This window comes from Nostoc sp., assembly GCF_036917275.1.
Lineage (GTDB): Bacteria > Cyanobacteriota > Cyanobacteriia > Cyanobacteriales > Nostocaceae > Nostoc.
In genome coordinates this window covers 81,233-100,459 of sequence record NZ_JBALDF010000059.1, presented here as the reverse complement: position 1 = coordinate 100,459, position 19,227 = coordinate 81,233, and the positions used below count along the sequence as shown (strand labels likewise).

Annotated in this window: 13 protein-coding genes; 9 read left to right on the top strand and 4 right to left on the bottom strand. The window is 42.5% G+C overall.

The features are described from left to right. The first annotated feature begins 33 nt into the window (after positions 1-33). From V7K35_RS22740 to V7K35_RS22720, 5 genes are all read left to right on the top strand, one after another. The gene (locus tag V7K35_RS22740) at positions 34-2,034 is read left to right on the top strand and encodes an ABC transporter ATP-binding/substrate-binding protein (protein WP_335081847.1); all 2,001 of its coding nucleotides are present in this window, start codon (positions 34-36) and stop codon (positions 2,032-2,034) included. Positions 2,035-2,685: 651 nt separating this feature from the next. Beyond that, a complete protein-coding gene (locus V7K35_RS22735) occupies positions 2,686-3,543 on the top strand; it encodes a nitrate ABC transporter ATP-binding protein (RefSeq protein ID WP_335081845.1) in 858 nt (285 codons plus the stop codon). A gap of 187 nt (positions 3,544-3,730) precedes the next feature. Then, positions 3,731-4,771 carry a hypothetical protein gene (locus V7K35_RS22730; protein WP_335081843.1) on the top strand — a complete coding sequence of 347 codons (1,041 nt, stop codon included), beginning with the start codon at positions 3,731-3,733 and terminating at the stop codon, positions 4,769-4,771. 128 nt (positions 4,772-4,899) lie between these two features. Further along, positions 4,900-5,946 carry an agmatinase SpeB gene (speB, locus tag V7K35_RS22725; RefSeq protein ID WP_335081840.1) on the top strand — a complete coding sequence of 349 codons (1,047 nt, stop codon included), beginning with the start codon at positions 4,900-4,902 and terminating at the stop codon, positions 5,944-5,946. 571 nt (positions 5,947-6,517) lie between these two features. Next, positions 6,518-8,107 (top strand): FAD-dependent oxidoreductase, encoded by a 1,590-nt coding sequence (locus tag V7K35_RS22720; protein WP_335081838.1) that lies wholly within the window; start codon positions 6,518-6,520, stop codon positions 8,105-8,107. 291 nt (positions 8,108-8,398) lie between these two features. Here the strand turns inward: V7K35_RS22720 and V7K35_RS22715 are convergent, their stop codons facing one another. Both V7K35_RS22715 and V7K35_RS22710 read right to left on the bottom strand, forming a co-directional pair. After that, positions 8,399-9,952, bottom strand: coding sequence for a cation:proton antiporter (locus V7K35_RS22715; RefSeq protein ID WP_335081834.1), 1,554 nt, complete (start codon positions 9,950-9,952; stop codon positions 8,399-8,401). A gap of 511 nt (positions 9,953-10,463) precedes the next feature. Continuing rightward, the gene (locus tag V7K35_RS22710; protein WP_335081832.1) at positions 10,464-11,669 is read right to left on the bottom strand and encodes a glycosyltransferase; all 1,206 of its coding nucleotides are present in this window, start codon (positions 11,667-11,669) and stop codon (positions 10,464-10,466) included. A gap of 122 nt (positions 11,670-11,791) precedes the next feature. On the opposite strand from V7K35_RS22710, the gene shc reads away from it, so the two are divergent. Both shc and V7K35_RS22700 read left to right on the top strand, forming a co-directional pair. Next, entirely contained in the window at positions 11,792-13,711 is a 1,920-nt protein-coding gene (gene shc / locus V7K35_RS22705) for a squalene--hopene cyclase (RefSeq protein ID WP_335081829.1), read from the top strand. A 119-nt stretch (positions 13,712-13,830) separates the two neighbouring features. Continuing rightward, complete coding sequence (locus V7K35_RS22700; protein WP_335081826.1) at positions 13,831-15,132, top strand: FAD-dependent oxidoreductase; 1,302 nt, start codon at positions 13,831-13,833, stop codon at positions 15,130-15,132. A gap of 548 nt (positions 15,133-15,680) precedes the next feature. Here V7K35_RS22700 and V7K35_RS22695 read toward each other — a convergent pair. Beyond that, positions 15,681-16,169, bottom strand: a complete 489-nt coding sequence (locus tag V7K35_RS22695) for an orange carotenoid protein N-terminal domain-containing protein (protein WP_335081823.1) — start codon at positions 16,167-16,169, stop codon at positions 15,681-15,683. 374 nt (positions 16,170-16,543) lie between these two features. Then, positions 16,544-16,942 carry a DUF6335 family protein gene (locus tag V7K35_RS22690; protein ID WP_335082034.1) on the bottom strand — a complete coding sequence of 133 codons (399 nt, stop codon included), beginning with the start codon at positions 16,940-16,942 and terminating at the stop codon, positions 16,544-16,546. 292 nt (positions 16,943-17,234) lie between these two features. On the opposite strand from V7K35_RS22690, the gene V7K35_RS22685 reads away from it, so the two are divergent. After that, positions 17,235-18,332: a DJ-1/PfpI/YhbO family deglycase/protease gene (locus tag V7K35_RS22685; protein ID WP_335081821.1), complete on the top strand. Its 1,098-nt coding sequence runs from the start codon at positions 17,235-17,237 to the stop codon at positions 18,330-18,332. 180 nt (positions 18,333-18,512) lie between these two features. Next, a complete protein-coding gene (locus V7K35_RS22680; protein WP_335081819.1) occupies positions 18,513-19,208 on the top strand; it encodes an SRPBCC family protein in 696 nt (231 codons plus the stop codon). Positions 19,209-19,227: the final 19 nt, after the last annotated feature.

Sequence of the window (19,227 nt, the reverse complement as noted above, 5' to 3'; positions counted from 1 at the left end):
GACAAAGGACTAATGATAAAAGATAAATAAATTATGTTTGTAGCTGTTGATCAAATTGAAAAAGTTTTTGAATTAACTGGTGGTGGCAAATATATTGCCCTTAAAGGAATCGACCTCCAAATTAAAAAAGGAGAATTCATTTCTTTAATTGGTCACTCCGGTTGTGGTAAATCCACTTTATTAAATATGATTGCCGGTTTGGATTTGCCCACTCAAGGTCTTGTGACTTTAGAAGGACAAAGAATCATCAAACCAGGCCCAGACAGGATGGTAGTATTCCAAAATTATTCGCTACTACCTTGGCGGACAGTTAGAGAAAATATTGCCCTGGCGGTAGATTCAGTAATGAAAGGGTTGCCAGCCCATGAACGCCTAGCGATTACTGAAAAACATATAGATATGGTGGGTTTGCGTCCCCATGCTGACAAACAGCCGGGAATGTTATCTGGGGGACAAAAACAACGAGTTGCGATCGCCCGCGCTTTAGCAATTCGCCCCAAGTTGCTACTATTAGATGAACCCTTTGGTGCATTGGATGCACTCACACGCGGTAATTTGCAAGAACAACTCATGCAAATCTGCGAAGAAAATCAAGTCACTGCTGTGATGGTTACTCATGATATTGATGAAGCGGTGCTGTTGTCTGACCGAATTGTGATGCTAACCAATGGCCCCGAATCCAAAATTGCGGAGATTTTGGAAGTGGATATTCCTAGACCCCGCAAACGCATGGAAGTTGTAGAACATCCCAGCTATTACAGCTTGCGGAGTGAAATGATTTACTTCCTCAATCAGCAGAAACGCATCAAGAAAATTCGGGCACGAAAAACTGCGGATATCGCTCGTCATGGATTGGAAAAAGTTAATCTAGAAATTGGCTTTTTGCCACTGACTGCTTGCGCCCCCTTAGCTGTTGCCAAAGAGAAAGGTTTCTTTACCAAGCATGGTTTAGATGAAGTCAACCTTGTGCGGGAAAGTAGCTGGCGCGGCATCGTTGATGGCATGACTGGCGGTTACTTAGATGCGGCTCAAATGCCTTCGGGAATGCCGATGTGGTTAACACTGGGAGGACATAATAACCAACCCTTGCCTGTTGTCACCGCCCTTACCATGACTCGCAACGGTAACGCCATTACCTTAGCAAAACGCTTTTACGACCAACGTGTACAAACCTTATCAGACTTCAGAAATCACCTGATTCTCACCCGCGAACAAAGGCATACAATGGGGGTAGTACATCCCGCATCTATGCACAACTTGCTGCTGCGTTACTGGCTAGCGGCTGGAGGAATTGACCCCGACTTTGACGTTGATATGAAGACCATTCCCCCAGCGCAGATGGTAGCCGACTTAAAAGCTGGAAGCATTGATGGTTACTGCGTCGGCGAACCGTGGAATTACCGCGCGGCTGTGGAAGGTGTCGGCTTTACCATCGCTACCGACTTAGAAGTTTGGCTGGGACACCCCGGTAAAGTTCTAGGAGTGCGGGAAGATTGGGCAGAAAATTATCCAAATACGCATATTGCCTTAACCAAAGCTTTGTTAGAAGCTTGCCAGTATTGTGCAAATCCCGATAATTCCCAAGAGATTCGCCAAATTTTAGCAGGGCGAGAGTACGTCAGCACTGATTTAGAATACATTCAACTTGAAGATTCAGATAGTCTTACCTGTGACTTAGACCATCCATTGCGGGACTATGCCCATCACCAGTTTTATTCTGAGTCTGCCATTAACCGCCCCAGCCGCACCGAACAAATTTGGATTATGAGTCAATTGGCGCGTTGGGGTGACACTCCGTTTCCCAGAAATTGGGTAGAAGTTGTGGAAAGGGTATGCCAAGTTCGTGTCTTCAGTACTGCTGCACGAGAATTAGGTTTAGATATTAGCTACATTCGCCAACCCATCAAACTGTTCGATGGTACTCCCTTTAACGCCGATGATCCAATAGCGTATCTCAACAGTTTGCAGATTAAACGTGATTTTTCAGTCGCGGAAGTTGTTCTTGATGCACCTAGAAGAAGACTCGCCTCATAAAAAAATCGTGAGAGAAAGAGGAAGTGGAAGAAGTAGGACATCAAGCGCGAACTTCTGAACTCCATTAATGAGTCTTTGAACTCCATTAATGATCTTACTTTTCACCTCATGTGGAAAAATTAACAAAAGACCTACCCCCTTCCCTACAAGGAAAGGAGGAAAACTCAAAGCCTCATCCCCTTCTAGGGGCTACGGCGTACACATAAGTCGCATTACCCCCCTTAATCCCCCCTTGCAAAGGGGGGAAAAAAGAAATCTAGTACCTTCTAGGGGCTAGGGTGTACACATAAGTCGCATTACCCCCCTTAATCCCCCCTTGCAAAGGGGGGAAAAAAGAAATCTAGTACCTTCTAGGGGCTAGGGTGTACACATAAGTCGCATTACCCCCCTTAATCCCCCCTTGCAAAGGGGGGAAAAAAGAAATCTAGTTCCCTCTAGGGGCTACGGTGTATACATAAGTCGCATTACCCCCCTTAATCCCCCCTTGCAAAGGGGGGAAAAAAGAAATCTAGTTCCCTCCCCTTTACAAGGGGAGGGTTAGGGTGGGGTAAAACCCTGGTTAATCAACTATTTCAGACTTGTGTGTACACGGTAGCCCTTAGAAGGAGAGAGGTCAGAATATCGAGTTGTACTTTTTAATCCCCAAATACCATGCAAAACCCCAACTCAAAAGCTACAAATACACTAGGAAAATCATTAGCCACTGCAACCACCAGCCGCCAGCCTTTCCTAGAGATTAAAGACGTTAGCAAAGTTTATCGTACAAAGAACGGCCCTTTTACCGTACTTGATGGCGTTAACCTCAACGTAGAACAGGGGGAGTTTATTTGTGTCATCGGTCACTCTGGCTGTGGTAAATCCACGCTCTTAAATATGGTATCTGGTTTCAACTTTCCTACCTCTGGGCAAGTATTGCTAGAAGGACAGCCAATCACCCAACCCGGCCCAGACAGGATGGTTGTCTTCCAAAACTATGCTTTGTTACCGTGGCGAACAGCTTTTGAAAATATCTACTTAGCTGTTAACGCCGTTTATCCCAACAAACCACAAGCCGAAAAAAGAGCGATCGTGCGCGATCATTTGGCAATGGTGGGACTAGCTGATGCGATGGAAAAGAAACCAATGCAAATGTCAGGCGGTATGAGACAAAGGGTTTCTATTGCCCGTGCTTTGGCGATTCGTCCTAAAGTCTTAATTTTAGATGAACCTTTTGGGGCTTTGGATGCAATCACCAAAGAAGAATTACAGGAAGAATTGCTCAAAATTTGGAATGAGAATCGCTGCACAGTGCTAATGATTACCCACGACATTGATGAGGCATTATTTTTAGCAGATAAATTGGTAATGATGACTAACGGGCCTCATGCAAAAATTGGCGAAGTCATGGAAATTCCCTTTTCTCGTCCACGCGATCGCGCCCGGATTATGGAAGATCCACAATACTACCAACTGCGTAATTATGCCCTAGATTTCCTCTTTAATCGCTTTGCCCATGATGATGTAAACTAGCAGCTTTTCAATTTGATAAAGGTTAGGGGGCTGCATTTATGCCCGCTTTTGACATTGCTGACGTTTTGTGCATTGTTTGTTTATATTTGGTTTGCGATCGCTTTGACCCGATACCATAAAAGAAAAATGGTGACTTTTGTCAACCACTGGCGTCATTGGATATAGAAAATCGAACCAAATCTTAAATATGAAAGTTTATAAAGAAGATTTGCAATGGGCTGCTTCCCAAGGTTTAATCTCCTTGGAACAAGTGAATGCACTTTGGGATGCACTGTCTGAGCGTAACAGCGATCGGCCTCAATTTAATTTTGCCAATGTAGCTTTTTACTTTGGCGCATTGATTGTGATCTCTGCCATGACTTGGTTTATGGTACTAGCTTGGGAGTCGTTTGGCGGTGGCGGAATTTTTCTCCTAGCCAGCATTTATGCCTTTTGCTTCGTCATTATGGGTAGAAGACTGTGGTTCGACCAAAATCTGAAAGTTCCTGGAGGATTGTTATTTACAATCGCAGTTTGCATGACTCCCCTGGCGATTTATGGACTGCAAAGATGGACGGGATTTTGGATTCAAGCCGATCCGGGAACGTATCGTGATTACTATCATTGGATCAAAGGCAGCTGGTTTTTCATGGAAGTGGGAACTATCATTGCAGCTTTAGTTGCACTCAAGTTTGTGCGGTTTCCGTTTTTGACTGCTCCCATTGCTTTTTCGCTGTACTTCATATCGATGGATTTAACACCACTGCTATTTGGTAAAACTGATTTTAATTGGAAGCAACAAGCATTAGTTTCTATGTGGTTTGGTATCGCGTGTTTAATCGTTGCGTACCTAGTCGATATTCGCACTCGCAGGCGGGATGGAGATTTTGCTTTTTGGCTGTATCTGTTTGGATTAATCCCTTTCTGGTTTAGTCTTTCTTTCATGGGAGACGGTAACGAATTCCAAAAATTTATATATTGTTTGATTAATTTAGGCTTAATGGTGCTGTCGGTGTTGTTGAGACGAAAAGTTTTTATCGTCTTTGGGGCAATAGGTGTATTTGGATATTTGGGATACCTTGCCTCTACAGTTTTTAATAATGCTGTACTATTTCCGGTTGTGCTGACTATTCTGGGAATATTTGTGATCTATTTGGGTATTTTGTATCAACGCAACAGCCAAGCTATTGAGCGTTTCTTTGAAGGCTTACTACCAGAACAATTGAGACAAATTTTACCGAGAGATTAAGAGGTAACTAAAAAAGATGTGGGGGCGCCAAGAGGCAAACAGGGATATACTTATGTCCCCTTCAAGCATTAGCTCTATTACAATACAGATGTCCTGCTGTCCATCCACGTAAATCCAGAAGATAATCGATGAGTAATCAACTACAAGACTACAATCCTAGCGGCGTAGGTGAAATAAATGGCAACCTCTTAGGTTTGCCCTGCGATTACGAGTCTGCAAACTTGATTGTCTTTGGTGTGCCTTGGGAAGTCACTGTTTCCTATGGCGCAGGCACAGTTAACGGCCCACAGAGAATTCTAGATGCTTCGACTCAATTAGATTTGTTTGATTTTGATAACCCTAATGGTTGGAAGCAGGGAATTTTCATGGTGGAAATTCCCCAGGATATTTTAGAGAAGAATACATACTACCGCGCCTTGGCAGCAAAAATTATCGAGCGATTAGCCCAAGGGAAGCAACTCTCAGATACACCAGATTTAACACCTGTGCTGACAGAAATTAATCAGGCTTGTCAACAGGTTAATAAATGGCTGTTTGAAAATTGTCAACAAGCAATTAACAATGGTAAGCGAGTTGCAGTCATTGGTGGAGATCACAGTTCGCCGTTAGGTTATTTCCAAGCATTAGCGGCTAAGTACACGAACTATGGCATTTTGCACATTGATGCCCACGCAGATTTACGCGATGCCTATGAAGGATTTGAGTTTTCCCATGCGTCTATAATGTTTAATGCGATGAAAATACCGCAAATTTCCAAGCTAGTGCAGGTGGCTTTGCGTGATATTAGTCATGATGAAGTGCAAATGATTGACCAATCTAGCGATCGCATTATTGCATATTACGACCCAGCCATTAAGCAAAAGCTTTACTCTGGAACAACTTGGATTGATTTATGCCGAGAAATTATCAGTCATTTACCTGAGTCCGTTTACATTAGCTTTGATGCAGATGGTCTAGATCCAAAACTCTGTCCGAGTACAGGTACTCCTGTTCCCGGTGGGTTGGAATTAGAGCAGACTTTTTGTCTGTTCCGGGAATTAGTCAATAGTGGGAGAAAAATTATTGGCTTTGATATCTGCGAAGTTGGTGATGGGGAGTGGGATGGCAATGTTGGAGCGCGGGTAGTTTACAAGCTGGCAAACTTGATGGATTTATCTCATACCAATTTAATGTGAAGCTGCACTAAATGAGTAACTCTCTATTCTTGGCGCTCTTGGCGTACTTGGCGGTTCGTTTAATATTCTGTGCATCTTCATACAGAATTGGTATCAGTAGAAAATATATCCTAATTTGTAGTTGGAAGACGAATAGTGGAGTAATCATACAAATACGTTGGTTAGGGGCACAGCATTGCTCATGCATGTCAACTTAACGTAAAAGCAAGCTTGCCTAGAAAAAGCTTTTAGAGGTGTCTCGTTCTCAGTCTCAAACTGGGAATGCCTAATCAGAGGCTCCGCCTCAAGACTAGCGGCACCGCAATGAAAGACCATTTCCAGCTAGAGGCTGGAAACAAGATTTTAAAGAAGCCACTTCGTGTCTATGCGCCCTTTGTGGTTCCTTCCTCATATAGTTTGACGCATCTTCATACAGAATTGGTCATAGTTGGTGTTTTAGATAAAAGTTTGATCGCCGCAAAATATCTAACTTTTTGTATTTGATTTTAATATTGTTGTGTGCTGCTATATAACTTGATGGCTATAGCTTTCCACATTGCCCAGTTTTTATCTAAGATTCCTGTGTAGAAATATGCTAGAAACTAAATCAAGTCCTCATACATATACAAACACATCAACAAAAGCTGATACCTTGCCTGGCTCTGTTGTCTCCCCTTCTACTCCTCAGGAAATCTACGATGTTGTAGTGGTTGGCGCTGGTCCTATTGGGTTAGCAACTGCGATTGGCTTACGTAAACGTGGTATTGAAAATGTCCTTGTCGTCGATCAAACTCGCGCCTTTCGTGAAGTTGGACAAGGATTGGATCTACTCCCCAATGGATTACAAGCTCTCAAACATTTAGATCCTAACGCTTACGAAGAAGTCAAAAAAATTGGACTTGGTTTCTTGAATTCCAATCAGTTTAATGGCCAGAAAACTATTGAACCTACTCAAGAGCAACCTCCAAAGACTTCACCTCAATGGGCTTATAAAAATTTACAGGGGCAGATAATTCGGTCAATATCGCTTAGTTTCGATGACTGGTTTAAAGATTATGGCGAGGGTCGAGTGTCAATTTCTTGGTACAATTTGCAGACAACCCTTAGACAGCTACTTCCCCAAGACCGAGTTAAAGCTAATCACCGTTGTATTAATGTTGTGAATGAGCCGGAAAACGGTTGTGTACGCATAGATTGTGTAGCTAACACAGGAATAGAAGCCAACCCCTATGCGTATTGGACAGAGGCGCAGAAACATAATGACACCCAGCCCCAAAACTCAAACGTTGCCCCCCAAGAATTAGCAACAAAATCGATTAGAGCTAAACTAATTGTTGCAGCAGACGGGATTAATTCTACAGTTCGGAGGCTGCTTTACACAGATAGTCAATACCATAATTTTGCCCGACCTGAATACTCTGGATTTGCAGCTATATTTTGTAGGGAAGCTGAGATAGCAAAGGAACTGCGGACTAAATTAGAAGAATATTTCTTTAAAGACTCACCAATTGTAACAATTGCTAATGATGAAATATCTGGAAATTCTGTTTGTATAAATAACATCAGGATGATTTTATTTAATAGATCAACTACTCAACTAGGGTACACAATACATCTTGCTTTGCCTTTAGACTCATTGCAAGGAAAGTCTGAAAGTTCTTTAATTGACTTAGCTTTGCAGGAGTTGGAGAAGGCAGGCTTTCCTGATGCACTTAAGCAATTAGTACGTATATCTCCTCCTGCCAAGATGCAGCAGCGGCCATACTATATTCACCACGCTACCATTTCGGATTCTCTACAAGTTTCTAACCCAATTGACCTCAATACTGAAGCTGATCCTGCCAAAATTCCACCAGCCTGGAGTGTAGGTCGAATTGTATTAGTTGGCGATGCCGCACATGGAATGCCTCCCTTCATGGCTCAAGGAGCTAATCAAGGATTTGAAGATGCACTAGTAGTTACAACACTGATCGCTAAAATTGCTGAGGAGAATAACTGGGATGATCCGCAAGCTATAGCCAAAGCTTTTGATAAATATGAGTGTCTTCGTCACCCATTAATGGCATACGTCCAACAGGCAACATTAAAACTGTCACCCTACTCGTCAGACAAAGTGTGGCAAGAATACGCCCAACAAGTGTATCGCCGCAATTTCGATCAATTGATAGAGGGGCTGTTGTAGATACATACAACAGGAGGCAGTTCTAACTCCTGACATATAGCAGTCCTATCTGATTTCGTTCAAATTCGCGGTGTCCAGATCCTTGACTTCTTATAGAAGTCGCGGATTTAACTTTTCACGAATGATTTAGGATTGCTATATGAGAGTAAATATTTAATTTTCTGAAAGTTCTATGTAATTGCGGTCTTAGTGCATTCTCCTCCTATCTAGGTTCGTCAATATTTAGATGTGTTTACCTTAATCATGAATAAGCGTAAGTTTTAATCTCTATTTTCATAATTATGAATTACCTCAATCATCTTCTAACTTCAGCAATTGTTCATCAAGAGTCTGTATCCGCCCGCGCACAATTTCTTCTGAGAGAATTCGCTTCCGCATTGCCTCATTGAGTGCTCCTTTTTCTGCCAGCAGTAAACGTCGGCGAATAGCTTCAAGTTTACTGGTCTTGCCACTTCTACCTTCCACCTCATCAGGACGACGATTATAAAGTTCTCGCAGTATCTTTTCTGCACCAGCAATTCGTACCTGATAAGCTGAACGCATCTCTTCATAAACGGCTTTTGGTAACACCCCTGATTTCAACAAGCTATCTAATTCATCCTGTGCTGCCTTACCTGTCATCAACTGGGCTTGTAATTCTTCAACCTGTTGTTGAACTTCTGAAAATTTAGATAATTTTAAGCGTTTTACCACCCAAGGCAAACTTAAACCCTGTGCAACTAACGACACCAGTACACTGCCGAAGACTATAGCGATGAGGACTTCTCGCCCTGGTAATGTGGTGGGTAAGCTCAATGCCAGAGCCATTGAAAGTGAACCTTTGATGTTGCCTAAAAAGAGTAAATGTTGCCAGCGCAGTGGAATTGGGCGGTCAAACCAACGAACCACTGCTAACAGTGGATAGACCGTAAGAACTCGCCCGACTTGATAAGCCAAAACTGCAAGTAGAATTGCAGGTAAAGTCCTCCAGAGCATTACCAGGTTTATTTGTACACCAATCAGCAGAAAAATAAAGGTGTTAACGGTAAAACTGGCATATTCCCAAAAACTCAATAAGGTGATGCGACTAGAAGCAGAAGTATTGCCAGACAGCCCTAAATTCCCGAAAATTAATCCAGCCACAACTACAGCGACAGCACCTGATACATCGAGAAATTCTCCAGCCTGGAAAGTCCCTAATGCAACTGCTACCGTCAGTAATAGACTGCTAAGGGGATCATCCAAACGGGCGAATACAGGTATGCTCAAGTAGCCTAAGACTAACCCCACGAGGCAGCCTCCTAGAGAGATAAATACGAATTGTTGGATTCCCTGTAGTAAGGTGAGTGAACCTGTCGAATATACTTGCAAAACCAGGTTGAACGTAACTAGGGCAGCAGCATCGTTAAATAGGGTTTCTCCTTCAACGATGGTAGAAAGCCGGGAGGGCACCGGTATTTCCTTAAAGATGGCAATCATTGAAACTGTATCAGTATTTGCCAGCATTACTCCTACAAATAAGGCAGGTATCCAACTCAAATCCAGCCCAAATTTCAACAGGACGGCAATAATACCACTGGAAAGTACAGCCCCTGGCCCAGCTAGAAGGGCAATTGGTTTAAAGGTGCTGCGTAGGCGGCTGACATCTGTATTAATACCAGCTTCAAAGAGGAGAATTGGCAGAAAAAGATTCAAAACAAGGGTTGGATTTAAACCAATCGGACGAGATAATAGCTCAGTGATCGGCAAACCGGCTAATACCAAACCCACAACATAAGGGATTCGCAACCGCCGGGATAGCAAAGCTACACCTGTAGCAACGATTAGGAGAATAATTAAAACTTTGACTAATTCTGTAACATCCACTATTGCGTTTTGGAAAGTTATTTTGTACTTGACTGATAGATTCTCTCCTCATTCATGCCAAATTAGCAACTTCAGCGTGTGGATTTGGAATGTCGAATTTCCTCCACTTGACCAACTTCAAAAAAAATTAGAGTGAATGGTTGCCCCATTTATCGTTCGATAAATTCTTCTAATAACTCTACTAGGACTTACGCAAAAAATTGCCAAAAAGCTTAATTTATCGAACCGCCAAGACGCCAAGAGCGCCGAGAATTCGTAGAGTGTGCGTAAGTCCTATCTACTTGTCGAGGTGTGACAGGTTCTCTTGCCCGGAGCCTAAGCCAATCACACCGATGGGGGCATGAGGGCAATAGCGTAGACGCAGAGTGGCTTGTTGTGAGATATCGCAGTTACCGCTAAACTACCAAATCAGCGTAGCCAGTCAGTGTCATAACTCTTTTAATCAACCACTTTAGGCTTAACTTTGATTTTAGATTAGCACTACCGATTTTGAAATTTAATTTTATCCCAACTATAAATTATCTGGGTTAGGGTAAACTCTTCCTTTCCAGGCGCCGCCGCGCCCTTGCCAGTGACGGAGTGCTGAGTCTAGAGTCATCAAGGTATAGAGAAAAGCGATCGCAGGTAAGCTCAATGCTAACCAGGGAGAACATTTATAAAAGCGGATTGTCGGGTAGTAAGCCAAGGTCATTAATAGCCATCCTAATAAACCTGTAAATGCGATCGCCCAATTGCCCCAAACTGTACCCAGAATTACACACATCGGTGGAACTAGATAAATCAGAGGCATTCCTACTAAAGTTCCCAATAGTAGTAATGGAGAATAATTCAGTTGGGTATAGGCACTACGGGCAACCATATCCCAAATCGTCGCCAGCGAGTTATAAGGACGCAGACTCTGAGTCAAGGTACTCAACCCTAGCCAGATCCGACCGGGGGAGGCAGGGGGGAAAGAATTACTTTGTCTTCCAATCTGCTTAACAGCGTTAGCAAGGGCGCAATCGTCAATTAAAGCTTTGCGAATCACTTGAATACCCCCGATTCGCTCTAAAGCTGCACGGGCGATCAGAATAGATCCCCCAGCAGCTGCGGCTGTGGGATTGTTGGGATTATTAACCCAGCGGAAGGGATAGAGTTTTTGAAAGAAAAAGACGAAAGCTGGAATTAAAAGTTTTTCCCAAAAGCTCTCACACCTGAGTCGCACCATTACTGAAACCAGGTCTAAATCTTCTTGGACAGCTTTGGCAACCAGTCGGCGGAGATTACCAGGATCATGTTCAATATCTGCGTCGGTCAGCAAAAAATAGTCAGGTGCAAATAAACTGGCGCTATTTATACCTTGCTCAACCGCCCAAAGTTTGCCTGACCAACCAGGAGGCAGTGAAACGCCAGAGATAATATGCAATTGCTGGGCTTTACCGACAGCGTGGGCAACCCCTTCGGCAAAAATTGCTGTCTGATCTGTGCTGCGATCGTCTACCAAAAACACGTTGAAAGAACCAGGATAATCTTGGAGTAGGAGCGATCGCAGTGTAGTTGGTAGCAATTCAGCTTCGTTACGGGCTGGAACCACCGCACAAACCGTAGGTAACGACTGTAGCTGAGTTTCTGTAACCTCTAATTGCTGGTCTGTCCGCCAAAATTGTCCCCAAAAACACAGTAATCCCAACCAAATTGTCAAGGATAACAGCATCAATCCTAATACAATTACACCCATGAGCTATTGCAAATTCTCAGTAACTCAGACAGAATACTATGTCTACTGAATAGAGAAAAAATTTTTTCATTGTATTGCCGTGTTCATAACTAGTGTTGAGTGTTGAGGTTAAATAGTATTTGATGCGAACACAAGACAGGGTAAAAGTCAATCAAGTTGCAGAAGCGATCGCAGCCAGTCAACAATATTTGCTTTCGATTCAAAATCCGGCAGGTTATTGGTGGGCAGAATTAGAATCTAATGTCACCATCACTGCTGAAGTCGTCCTCCTCCATAAAATTTGGGGAACAGACCAAGCAAAACCGTTGCACAAAGTTGAAGCATATTTGCGTCAACAGCAACGGGAGCATGGCGGCTGGGAACTTTACTACGGTGATGGCGGAGAACTTAGCACCTCGGTTGAAGCCTACATGGCATTAAGACTGCTAGGTGTACCAGCAACCGATCCGGCGATGATTCGGGCGCAAGCCTTTATTCTCCAACGGGGTGGGATCAGCAAAACTCGGATTTTTACCAAGTTGCACCTAGCCTTGATTGGCTGCTATAACTGGCGCGGTATTCCCTCGCTACCACCTTGGATAATGCTGTTGCCCAAAGCTTTTCCAGTTAATATTTATGAAATGTCTAGTTGGGCACGTTCCAGTACAGTGCCGCTACTGGTTGTATGCGATCGCAAACCTGTTTTTATCACTAACCCAACTATCAACCTAGATCAGCTATACGTTGAAGGTATTGATCAAGTCCGGTGGGAATTACCCCAGAGTGGCGATTGGACAGATTTATTCCTCACCCTTGATCATGGGTTCAAGTTGGCAGAACGCCTGAATTTAGTACCCTTGCGCCAAGAAGGTATCAAAGCTGCCGAAAAGTGGATTTTAGAGCGGCAAGAAGCTACAGGCGACTGGGGCGGCATTATTCCGGCGATGCTGAATTCAATGCTGGCTTTGCGGTGTCTGGACTATCACCCAAACGACCCGATTGTGGAACGAGGTTTGCAAGCAATTGATAACTTTGCGATTGAAACAGAGGATAGCTACCGAGTACAGCCCTGTGTTTCACCCGTCTGGGATACTGCTTGGGCGATGCGTGCCTTGGTAGAATCCGGCTTTGCACCAGATCATCCGGCTGTGGTAAAGGCTGGAGAATGGTTGCTGCAAAAACAAATTTTGGATTACGGAGATTGGGCTGTCAAAAATCGCCAGGGAAAACCAGGGGCTTGGGCTTTTGAATTTGACAATCGCTTTTATCCTGATATAGACGACTCAGCTGTTGTGGTGATGGCACTACATGTTGCAAAACTCCCTAATGAAAAAATCAAGCAGGCTGCGATCGCTCGTGCCTTAGATTGGATTGCATCTATGCAATGTAAACCAGGCGGGTGGGCTGCTTTTGATTTGGACAATGACCAAGATTGGCTCAATTCCATCCCCTATGGCGACTTGAAAGCGATGATTGATCCAAACACCGCAGATGTTACGGCTAGAGTCGTAGAAATGCTTGGTGCTTGTAACTTGACAATTGATAGTGATAATTTAGAGCGATCGCTTAGTTATCTTCTGCGGGAACAAGAAACCGAAGGCTGTTGGTTTGGTCGTTGGGGTGTAAATTATATCTACGGTACCAGTGGCGTTTTATCAGCCTTGGCCTTGATTGACCCTCAAAAGCACAAACTCAGTATAGAACGGGGAGCAGCTTGGTTAATTGGATGTCAAAATCTAGATGGTGGTTGGGGTGAGACTTGCCGTAGCTATGATGATCCCAGTCTCAAAGGAAAAGGAAATAGTACTGCATCTCAAACTGCTTGGGCTTTAATTGGCCTCTTGGCAGCAGGTGAAGCAACTGGTAAATTAGCTCTTGAGGCCATTGAGCGGGGAATTGGCTACCTAGTGGCAACTCAACAGCCCGATGGTACTTGGTATGAGGCAGATTTTACAGGTACTGGTTTCCCCTGCCATTTTTATCTCAAATATCATATGTATCAACAATACTTTCCTTTGATAGCTCTGGGTCGTTATCAAACAGTGATTTACAATTTAACTTAGAATTCAGCAGACACGGTTAATCGCCTCTGTATAGGATTCAGAAGTAAATGGAAATTAAACATTGAAATTAGAAAATAGCCTGATTTTTCTATCAACAGTTTAGTAAACGAGGATTGAGAATGGCTAAGAAAGTTGTAATCGTAGGTGCTGGGCCGAGTGGAGTTCTTCTGGCTCACTATTTGTTGCAACGTAATCAGGACTATCAGGTGGAAATTTATGAACGACGTAACGATCCGCGCTCAATTCCCCTGTCAAAATCTAGAACATTTCCGCTTGTTATTAATCAGCGAGGAATTACTGCACTCAGCAATATTAAAGGACTTTTAGAAATCCTCAAATCTGTAAGTATTGAGAGTACTGGCTCTTTAAATCATCAGAAAAATGGAAAAACGCAATTAATACCTCGAAGTAAACCTATTTATATTCTTGATCGGATCCAACTAATTATCATGTTATTGGAAACGCTGATCGCAAAATATAATAGCGATCGCCTGAAGATTTATTTTGACAATCAATGCAATGTAGTTGATTTTGAGACAAAAACAGTAATATTTTCAAACGTTGGCAATACAGATGATCCAACAAATGTCACCGTTAATTATGACTTATTAATTGGTGCAGATGGAGCGCGATCGCAAGTGAGAGAGCAATTTCTCTCAACTGATGAATTTGAGGTGGAGCAGAAATATGTTCCCTCAGCTTATAAATCTATCTTTTTACCTGCGAATGTAACATCCCTCAAACAAGGCTACATTCATACTTGGAGAGGGGGTGACGGAATCGCAGCCATACTGGTGCATCGTACAGACGGTTCGTTAAGCGGAACCATTAGCTTTCCCAAAGAGAATAACCTGATTGCAAATTTTTCTACTACAGAGGAAGTATCCCAATTCTTTAACGATCAGTTTCCAGAAATTGCTCAGATTTTACCAGAATCGGAAGCCGAAGCATTTTTAAATCGACCCATCTCAAGCATTATAACAATTCGTTGTAATCGTTATCATCATGGTGATAGTGTGCTACTGATTGGTGATGCAGCTCACGCCACCTCTCCTTCGCTGGGTCAAGGTTGCAATGCTTCCTTTGAGGATGTAGCTTTCTTTGATAAGTTATTGAATGAATATTCTGATGATATTACAAAAGTGATCGCGCAATTTTCTCTACGTCGAAAGCCAGATGCTCATGCCTTAGTCGAGCTAAGTGATAATGCCTTTCCATTATCCGGTAAACTGTTATTTTTAGAGTTTTTCATCATATTGCGATCTGCTCAAATTTTGCATCAACTATTTCCTAAATACTTCTCACCCTCATTCTTGCAACTCCTTTCTGAAACCACGGTTCCCTACTCTGAAATTTTGAATATCTATAAGAATTGGATTGCAAAAGTGAAGCGGGCAAATGAAAAGTTTTTACATAATTGATGCGGTCAATAAGTCCTAAATGAAAAAGATAACCTGGGGGAATATTCAGTTTGGTATTGAAGATATCACCTTTTTTGAAGGTACGATTTCCCCACAGCTATATCTCTATCTAAAGTGACTTATAGATTGTTGTATATTTACCACCAAGTGAGGCGATCGCTTTTGCTAAGTTTGAGATATTCAGTGGTTCATCAAAAGCACCAGTAATATCAGTTAATAAAAATCTGTTAAAGTTCTAATCTACGTTTTTCCTCTGTTTGAGAGAATATACCATAACAATCAACTTAAAAATGCAAGTGTTTCCTAGCTTGAAAAAATAAAGGTGAGGCATAGCCCCACCTCTGGTTACTAACTCAAAACTGTCACAGCACCTCTTTGAAGAAAGTCATTAAATCCTCAATGTTCAGTGTGTAAACTAAATCTAATACTTCTGTTGCTTTCTCAGAAGGTATAAGGCAAGCAGATTTAAATCAATCAAAAGACAGATAAAACATCGTCATCGGGAGACTAAAAAAGTAGCCTCAAGTAGCCTAAAAAGTTCAAAAGTTCTAAATTCCAGCCTTTGCTGCTTCGGCACCCAGTGGCGAAACATAATCACGGAAAAGAGTAATCTGTTGCTCAAACTCTAATACTTGAATTTTGCCAAACAATGGTTTAGATTCTGGGGGAAGTTCATAATCAGAAGGTACAGGAATGATAGTACCATCATCCATACCTTGAGATAATCGATACCAAAATAGTAGCTTAGTGGTATCACCCAAAGAGCCATATTGACGAGAAATTTCGGTATCCACTTTATTAATCAAGTCACGCTGAACTTGTAATTGTTGCTCGTGAGATAATTCCTTAACTTGATTAAACAAACCTTCAGCAATTTCTGGGGAAGCAGTGCTAGCACCAGGCGCAGCTGGCGTAATTGAGCCACCCATTTCTTTGTAAATAAACCAAAACAAAGCCAGTTGTTGATCCACACCCAACTGTTGCCAAGCTTGAACATGCTCACGAATAGTTGGATCGCCTGTTTGGGTAGATGTCATTATTAACTCCAATTGTAATTCATCAGTGTTAATAACAAAGTTATCAAATGTACATCTGCACTTTTAACCTACTGAAGACAGATGTCTTGGAATCATAAAGAATAACAATTATAAAGAGAACATAAATCGGGCTGTAGTCCTGCGTTAAAAGCATTGTAGCTAGATAAATACCCTAGAAGAGCCAAAATAATGCTTGTCTTAGGCAAGGTGAATAGTTGACAATTGCAATACTACAAAATTGAGAGATTCTCACGAGGTATGTCGGTAGATAGATGTTAGTTTTAATGTGACAGTGCTTGTAAAAGCACTGTCCAATTCAGCGACATCCAATTTTTGAATATACAGTAGGAATACGGCTTCTGCTTTTATTGAGCTTATTCTCGCCGATCTTGATAATCTTCAGAAGACTTTGGATCTAACTCCCAGCGATCGCCGTCACGATCTTCTAAAATATCGTTGGTATGCAAAAACTCAGAATCAGCCATTTCTAGCCCCACTGCTGCTTCTAGCTCCTCAGTTACATTTTTATCAGGAGTGGAAGTACTACCACCAACAGCTTCATCCCCAACTGCATCTGCATCTTGCCAATAAGCATCAACATCGCCACCAGTAAGTTCAGGACTAGTTTCTGTATATTCGCGCCTTTCGTCCTGTATGGAGCGCCCGCCAATATTGTATCCCGGCAACTCTTTCACGCCAGTGCCGTAGGATTCGGTAATCTCCTGCGGCAAATCATTGGTTTTAATTTCGTCGTTATGATTTTTTTCTGCCATGATGCTAGCCATTTTCTGCCTTCTCACAATAACGCTTTTCTGTCAATAATTTGTCTTACTAGAGATGTATAGCTTTAGAAATAAAATAATCTATCCCCTTGGAACGAAGCTAAACGAGCGATCGCACCATAGGATTGGAAATATGAAATCATGGTTAAGCAACTTGTAGTTGAACTTTTTAGTTATGAGTTAGGGGTTATCAAAGGGAAATTAATCAGTAGCCAACTTCTCACTCATAACTATTTTTTATTAATTAGCAAAAACAAAACTTTAAGTTTAGGTAATACCATCTATGACTGACCATAACAATTATTCCGCTAATAAAAAAGTTGCCATCCTCATTGAACAGGCAGTAGAGGATGCAGAATTTACAGTTCCTTATAATGGACTAAAACAAGCAGGAATAGAGGTAGTAGTCCTCGGTTCCCGAATGAATGAAAAATATAAAGGTAAACAGGGCAAACTTAGCATCCAAGCTGATGGTACTACCACAGAAGCGATCGCAGCCGAATACGATGCAGTCGTGATTCCTGGTGGGGTGGCTCCCGATAAAATGCGGCGCAACCCTAACACAGTCCGCTTTGTACAAGAAGCTATCCAACAAGGAAAATTGGTAGCTGCGGTTTGCCACGGCCCACAAGTTTTGATTGAAGGCGACTTGCTCAAAGGTAAGCAAGTTACTGGCTTTAGCGCTATTGCCAAGGACATCATTAACGCTGGCGCAAATTATCTAGATGAGCCTGTGGTAGTTGACGGGAATTTGATTACATCTCGTGAACCCGGAGACTTGCCAATTTTCACCACAGCTATTTTAAGCCGTTTGGGTTATGGTGGCAAAGATGCCGCATTGCCAGATGAAAAAGACACAAGTGCTGAATGGTGGAAGCTGGCTGATGCTTGGGGTGGATCAACTAAAGGTGATATCAGCAAAGGTTTAAATACTGCCCTTACTGGTGAACGTTATTCGCTAGAAACATTTGAGAACTACTTGGAAAAGGAATCAGATAGCCAAGTAAAATCAGTCTTTCAAGAAATCATTGCTAGTAAACAGCGCCACATTAAAAAGCTGGAAACCTATCTTCAACAATTGGGTGAAAAACCCTCTTTAGGGGCAAATATTGCCAATCAGTATGCCAAGGTGAAAACTGCCTTGACAGGTAGTGATGACATATATCAGTTACGTTCTGCTTTAGGAGATGTACAAACTGGTATTGGCGATATTGGCAATTTGTGTGCAATGTATACTGACCCAGCAGTAACTGCTATTTTCAAAGAAATTTACCAAGATTTATCGAAATACGAACAGCAATTGGTAGAACTATATCGGGCGCGGGTAAGCGCTCAGGTTCAGCCTCCTAAGCCAACTACAGGGGCTGCTGTGTCAATGTAAGGTTTTATTAAACGTAGACACTGGTGAGCTAGTCCGGTGGACGGGTTCCCCAGCCTAAAGCAACTGAGGAATCCGTAGGGCTTGCCGATTCGCATAGCGTCTTCTAGAGAAGAACACAGAGGTAGAAAGAAGAGAGTATTTGCACCTCTGTAGTTAATTTACTGTAATGGAGATAAAAAAGTGACTTCGACCTCAGGGGATAAACCAAGTGCAAACCAGTCTGAAGCTAGTGAAGTAGAGCGTTGGGGATCTCTTCTCGGTGGCGGTGCTATGGTGCTGATGGGTTTAAAGCAAGGTTCATTGCGGGGTGTACTGACGGCTTTAGCTGGTGGTGGTTTAATCTATCAAGGTGCAACTAAACAAAGCACAATCCAGCAAGCACAGGAAGCAATAGGTATAAACCAACCCATCAGAATTGAAAAGACGGTAACGATAAATAAACCAGCAGATGAACTTTATCGCTATTGGCACAACTTTGAGAATTTGCCTACATTTATGAAGCATCTCAAATCTGTCAAGGTGAATGACAAAAAACGTTCTCATTGGGTTGCAAATGCGCCCTTGGGTAACAGTGTAGAATGGGATGCAGAAATTCTTGAAGACCGGGAAAATGAATTTATTTCTTGGGCTTCTGTAGAAGGTGCCGATGTTGATAATTCTGGTTTTGTCCGCTTCAAAGAAGTATCAGATCGCGGCACGGAAGTAAAGGTTGTTTTGGAGTATAACCCACCAGGTGGAGCATTGGGAGCTACCGTAGCTAAACTTTTTGGTGAGGAACCAAAACAGCAAATTGGTGATGAATTGGGCCGCTTCAAGATGCTAATGGAAGCAGGCGAAATTGCCACCACCGAAGGTCAAACAAGTGGACGCAAGTAGTTTTTGCCCAATGAATGAC

Coding starts and splice junctions, on each gene's coding strand:
- V7K35_RS22730 (WP_335081843.1), top strand. CDS start 3,731: ATGAAAGTTTATAAAGAAGATTTGCAATGGGCTGCTTCCCAAGGTTTA.
- shc (WP_335081829.1), top strand. CDS start 11,792: ATGCGAACACAAGACAGGGTAAAAGTCAATCAAGTTGCAGAAGCGATC.
- V7K35_RS22710 (WP_335081832.1), bottom strand. CDS start 11,669: ATGGGTGTAATTGTATTAGGATTGATGCTGTTATCCTTGACAATTTGG.
- V7K35_RS22720 (WP_335081838.1), top strand. CDS start 6,518: ATGCTAGAAACTAAATCAAGTCCTCATACATATACAAACACATCAACA.
- V7K35_RS22690 (WP_335082034.1), bottom strand. CDS start 16,942: ATGGCAGAAAAAAATCATAACGACGAAATTAAAACCAATGATTTGCCG.
- V7K35_RS22685 (WP_335081821.1), top strand. CDS start 17,235: ATGACTGACCATAACAATTATTCCGCTAATAAAAAAGTTGCCATCCTC.
- V7K35_RS22700 (WP_335081826.1), top strand. CDS start 13,831: ATGGCTAAGAAAGTTGTAATCGTAGGTGCTGGGCCGAGTGGAGTTCTT.
- V7K35_RS22695 (WP_335081823.1), bottom strand. CDS start 16,169: ATGACATCTACCCAAACAGGCGATCCAACTATTCGTGAGCATGTTCAA.
- speB (WP_335081840.1), top strand. CDS start 4,900: ATGAGTAATCAACTACAAGACTACAATCCTAGCGGCGTAGGTGAAATA.
- V7K35_RS22740 (WP_335081847.1), top strand. CDS start 34: ATGTTTGTAGCTGTTGATCAAATTGAAAAAGTTTTTGAATTAACTGGT.
- V7K35_RS22735 (WP_335081845.1), top strand. CDS start 2,686: ATGCAAAACCCCAACTCAAAAGCTACAAATACACTAGGAAAATCATTA.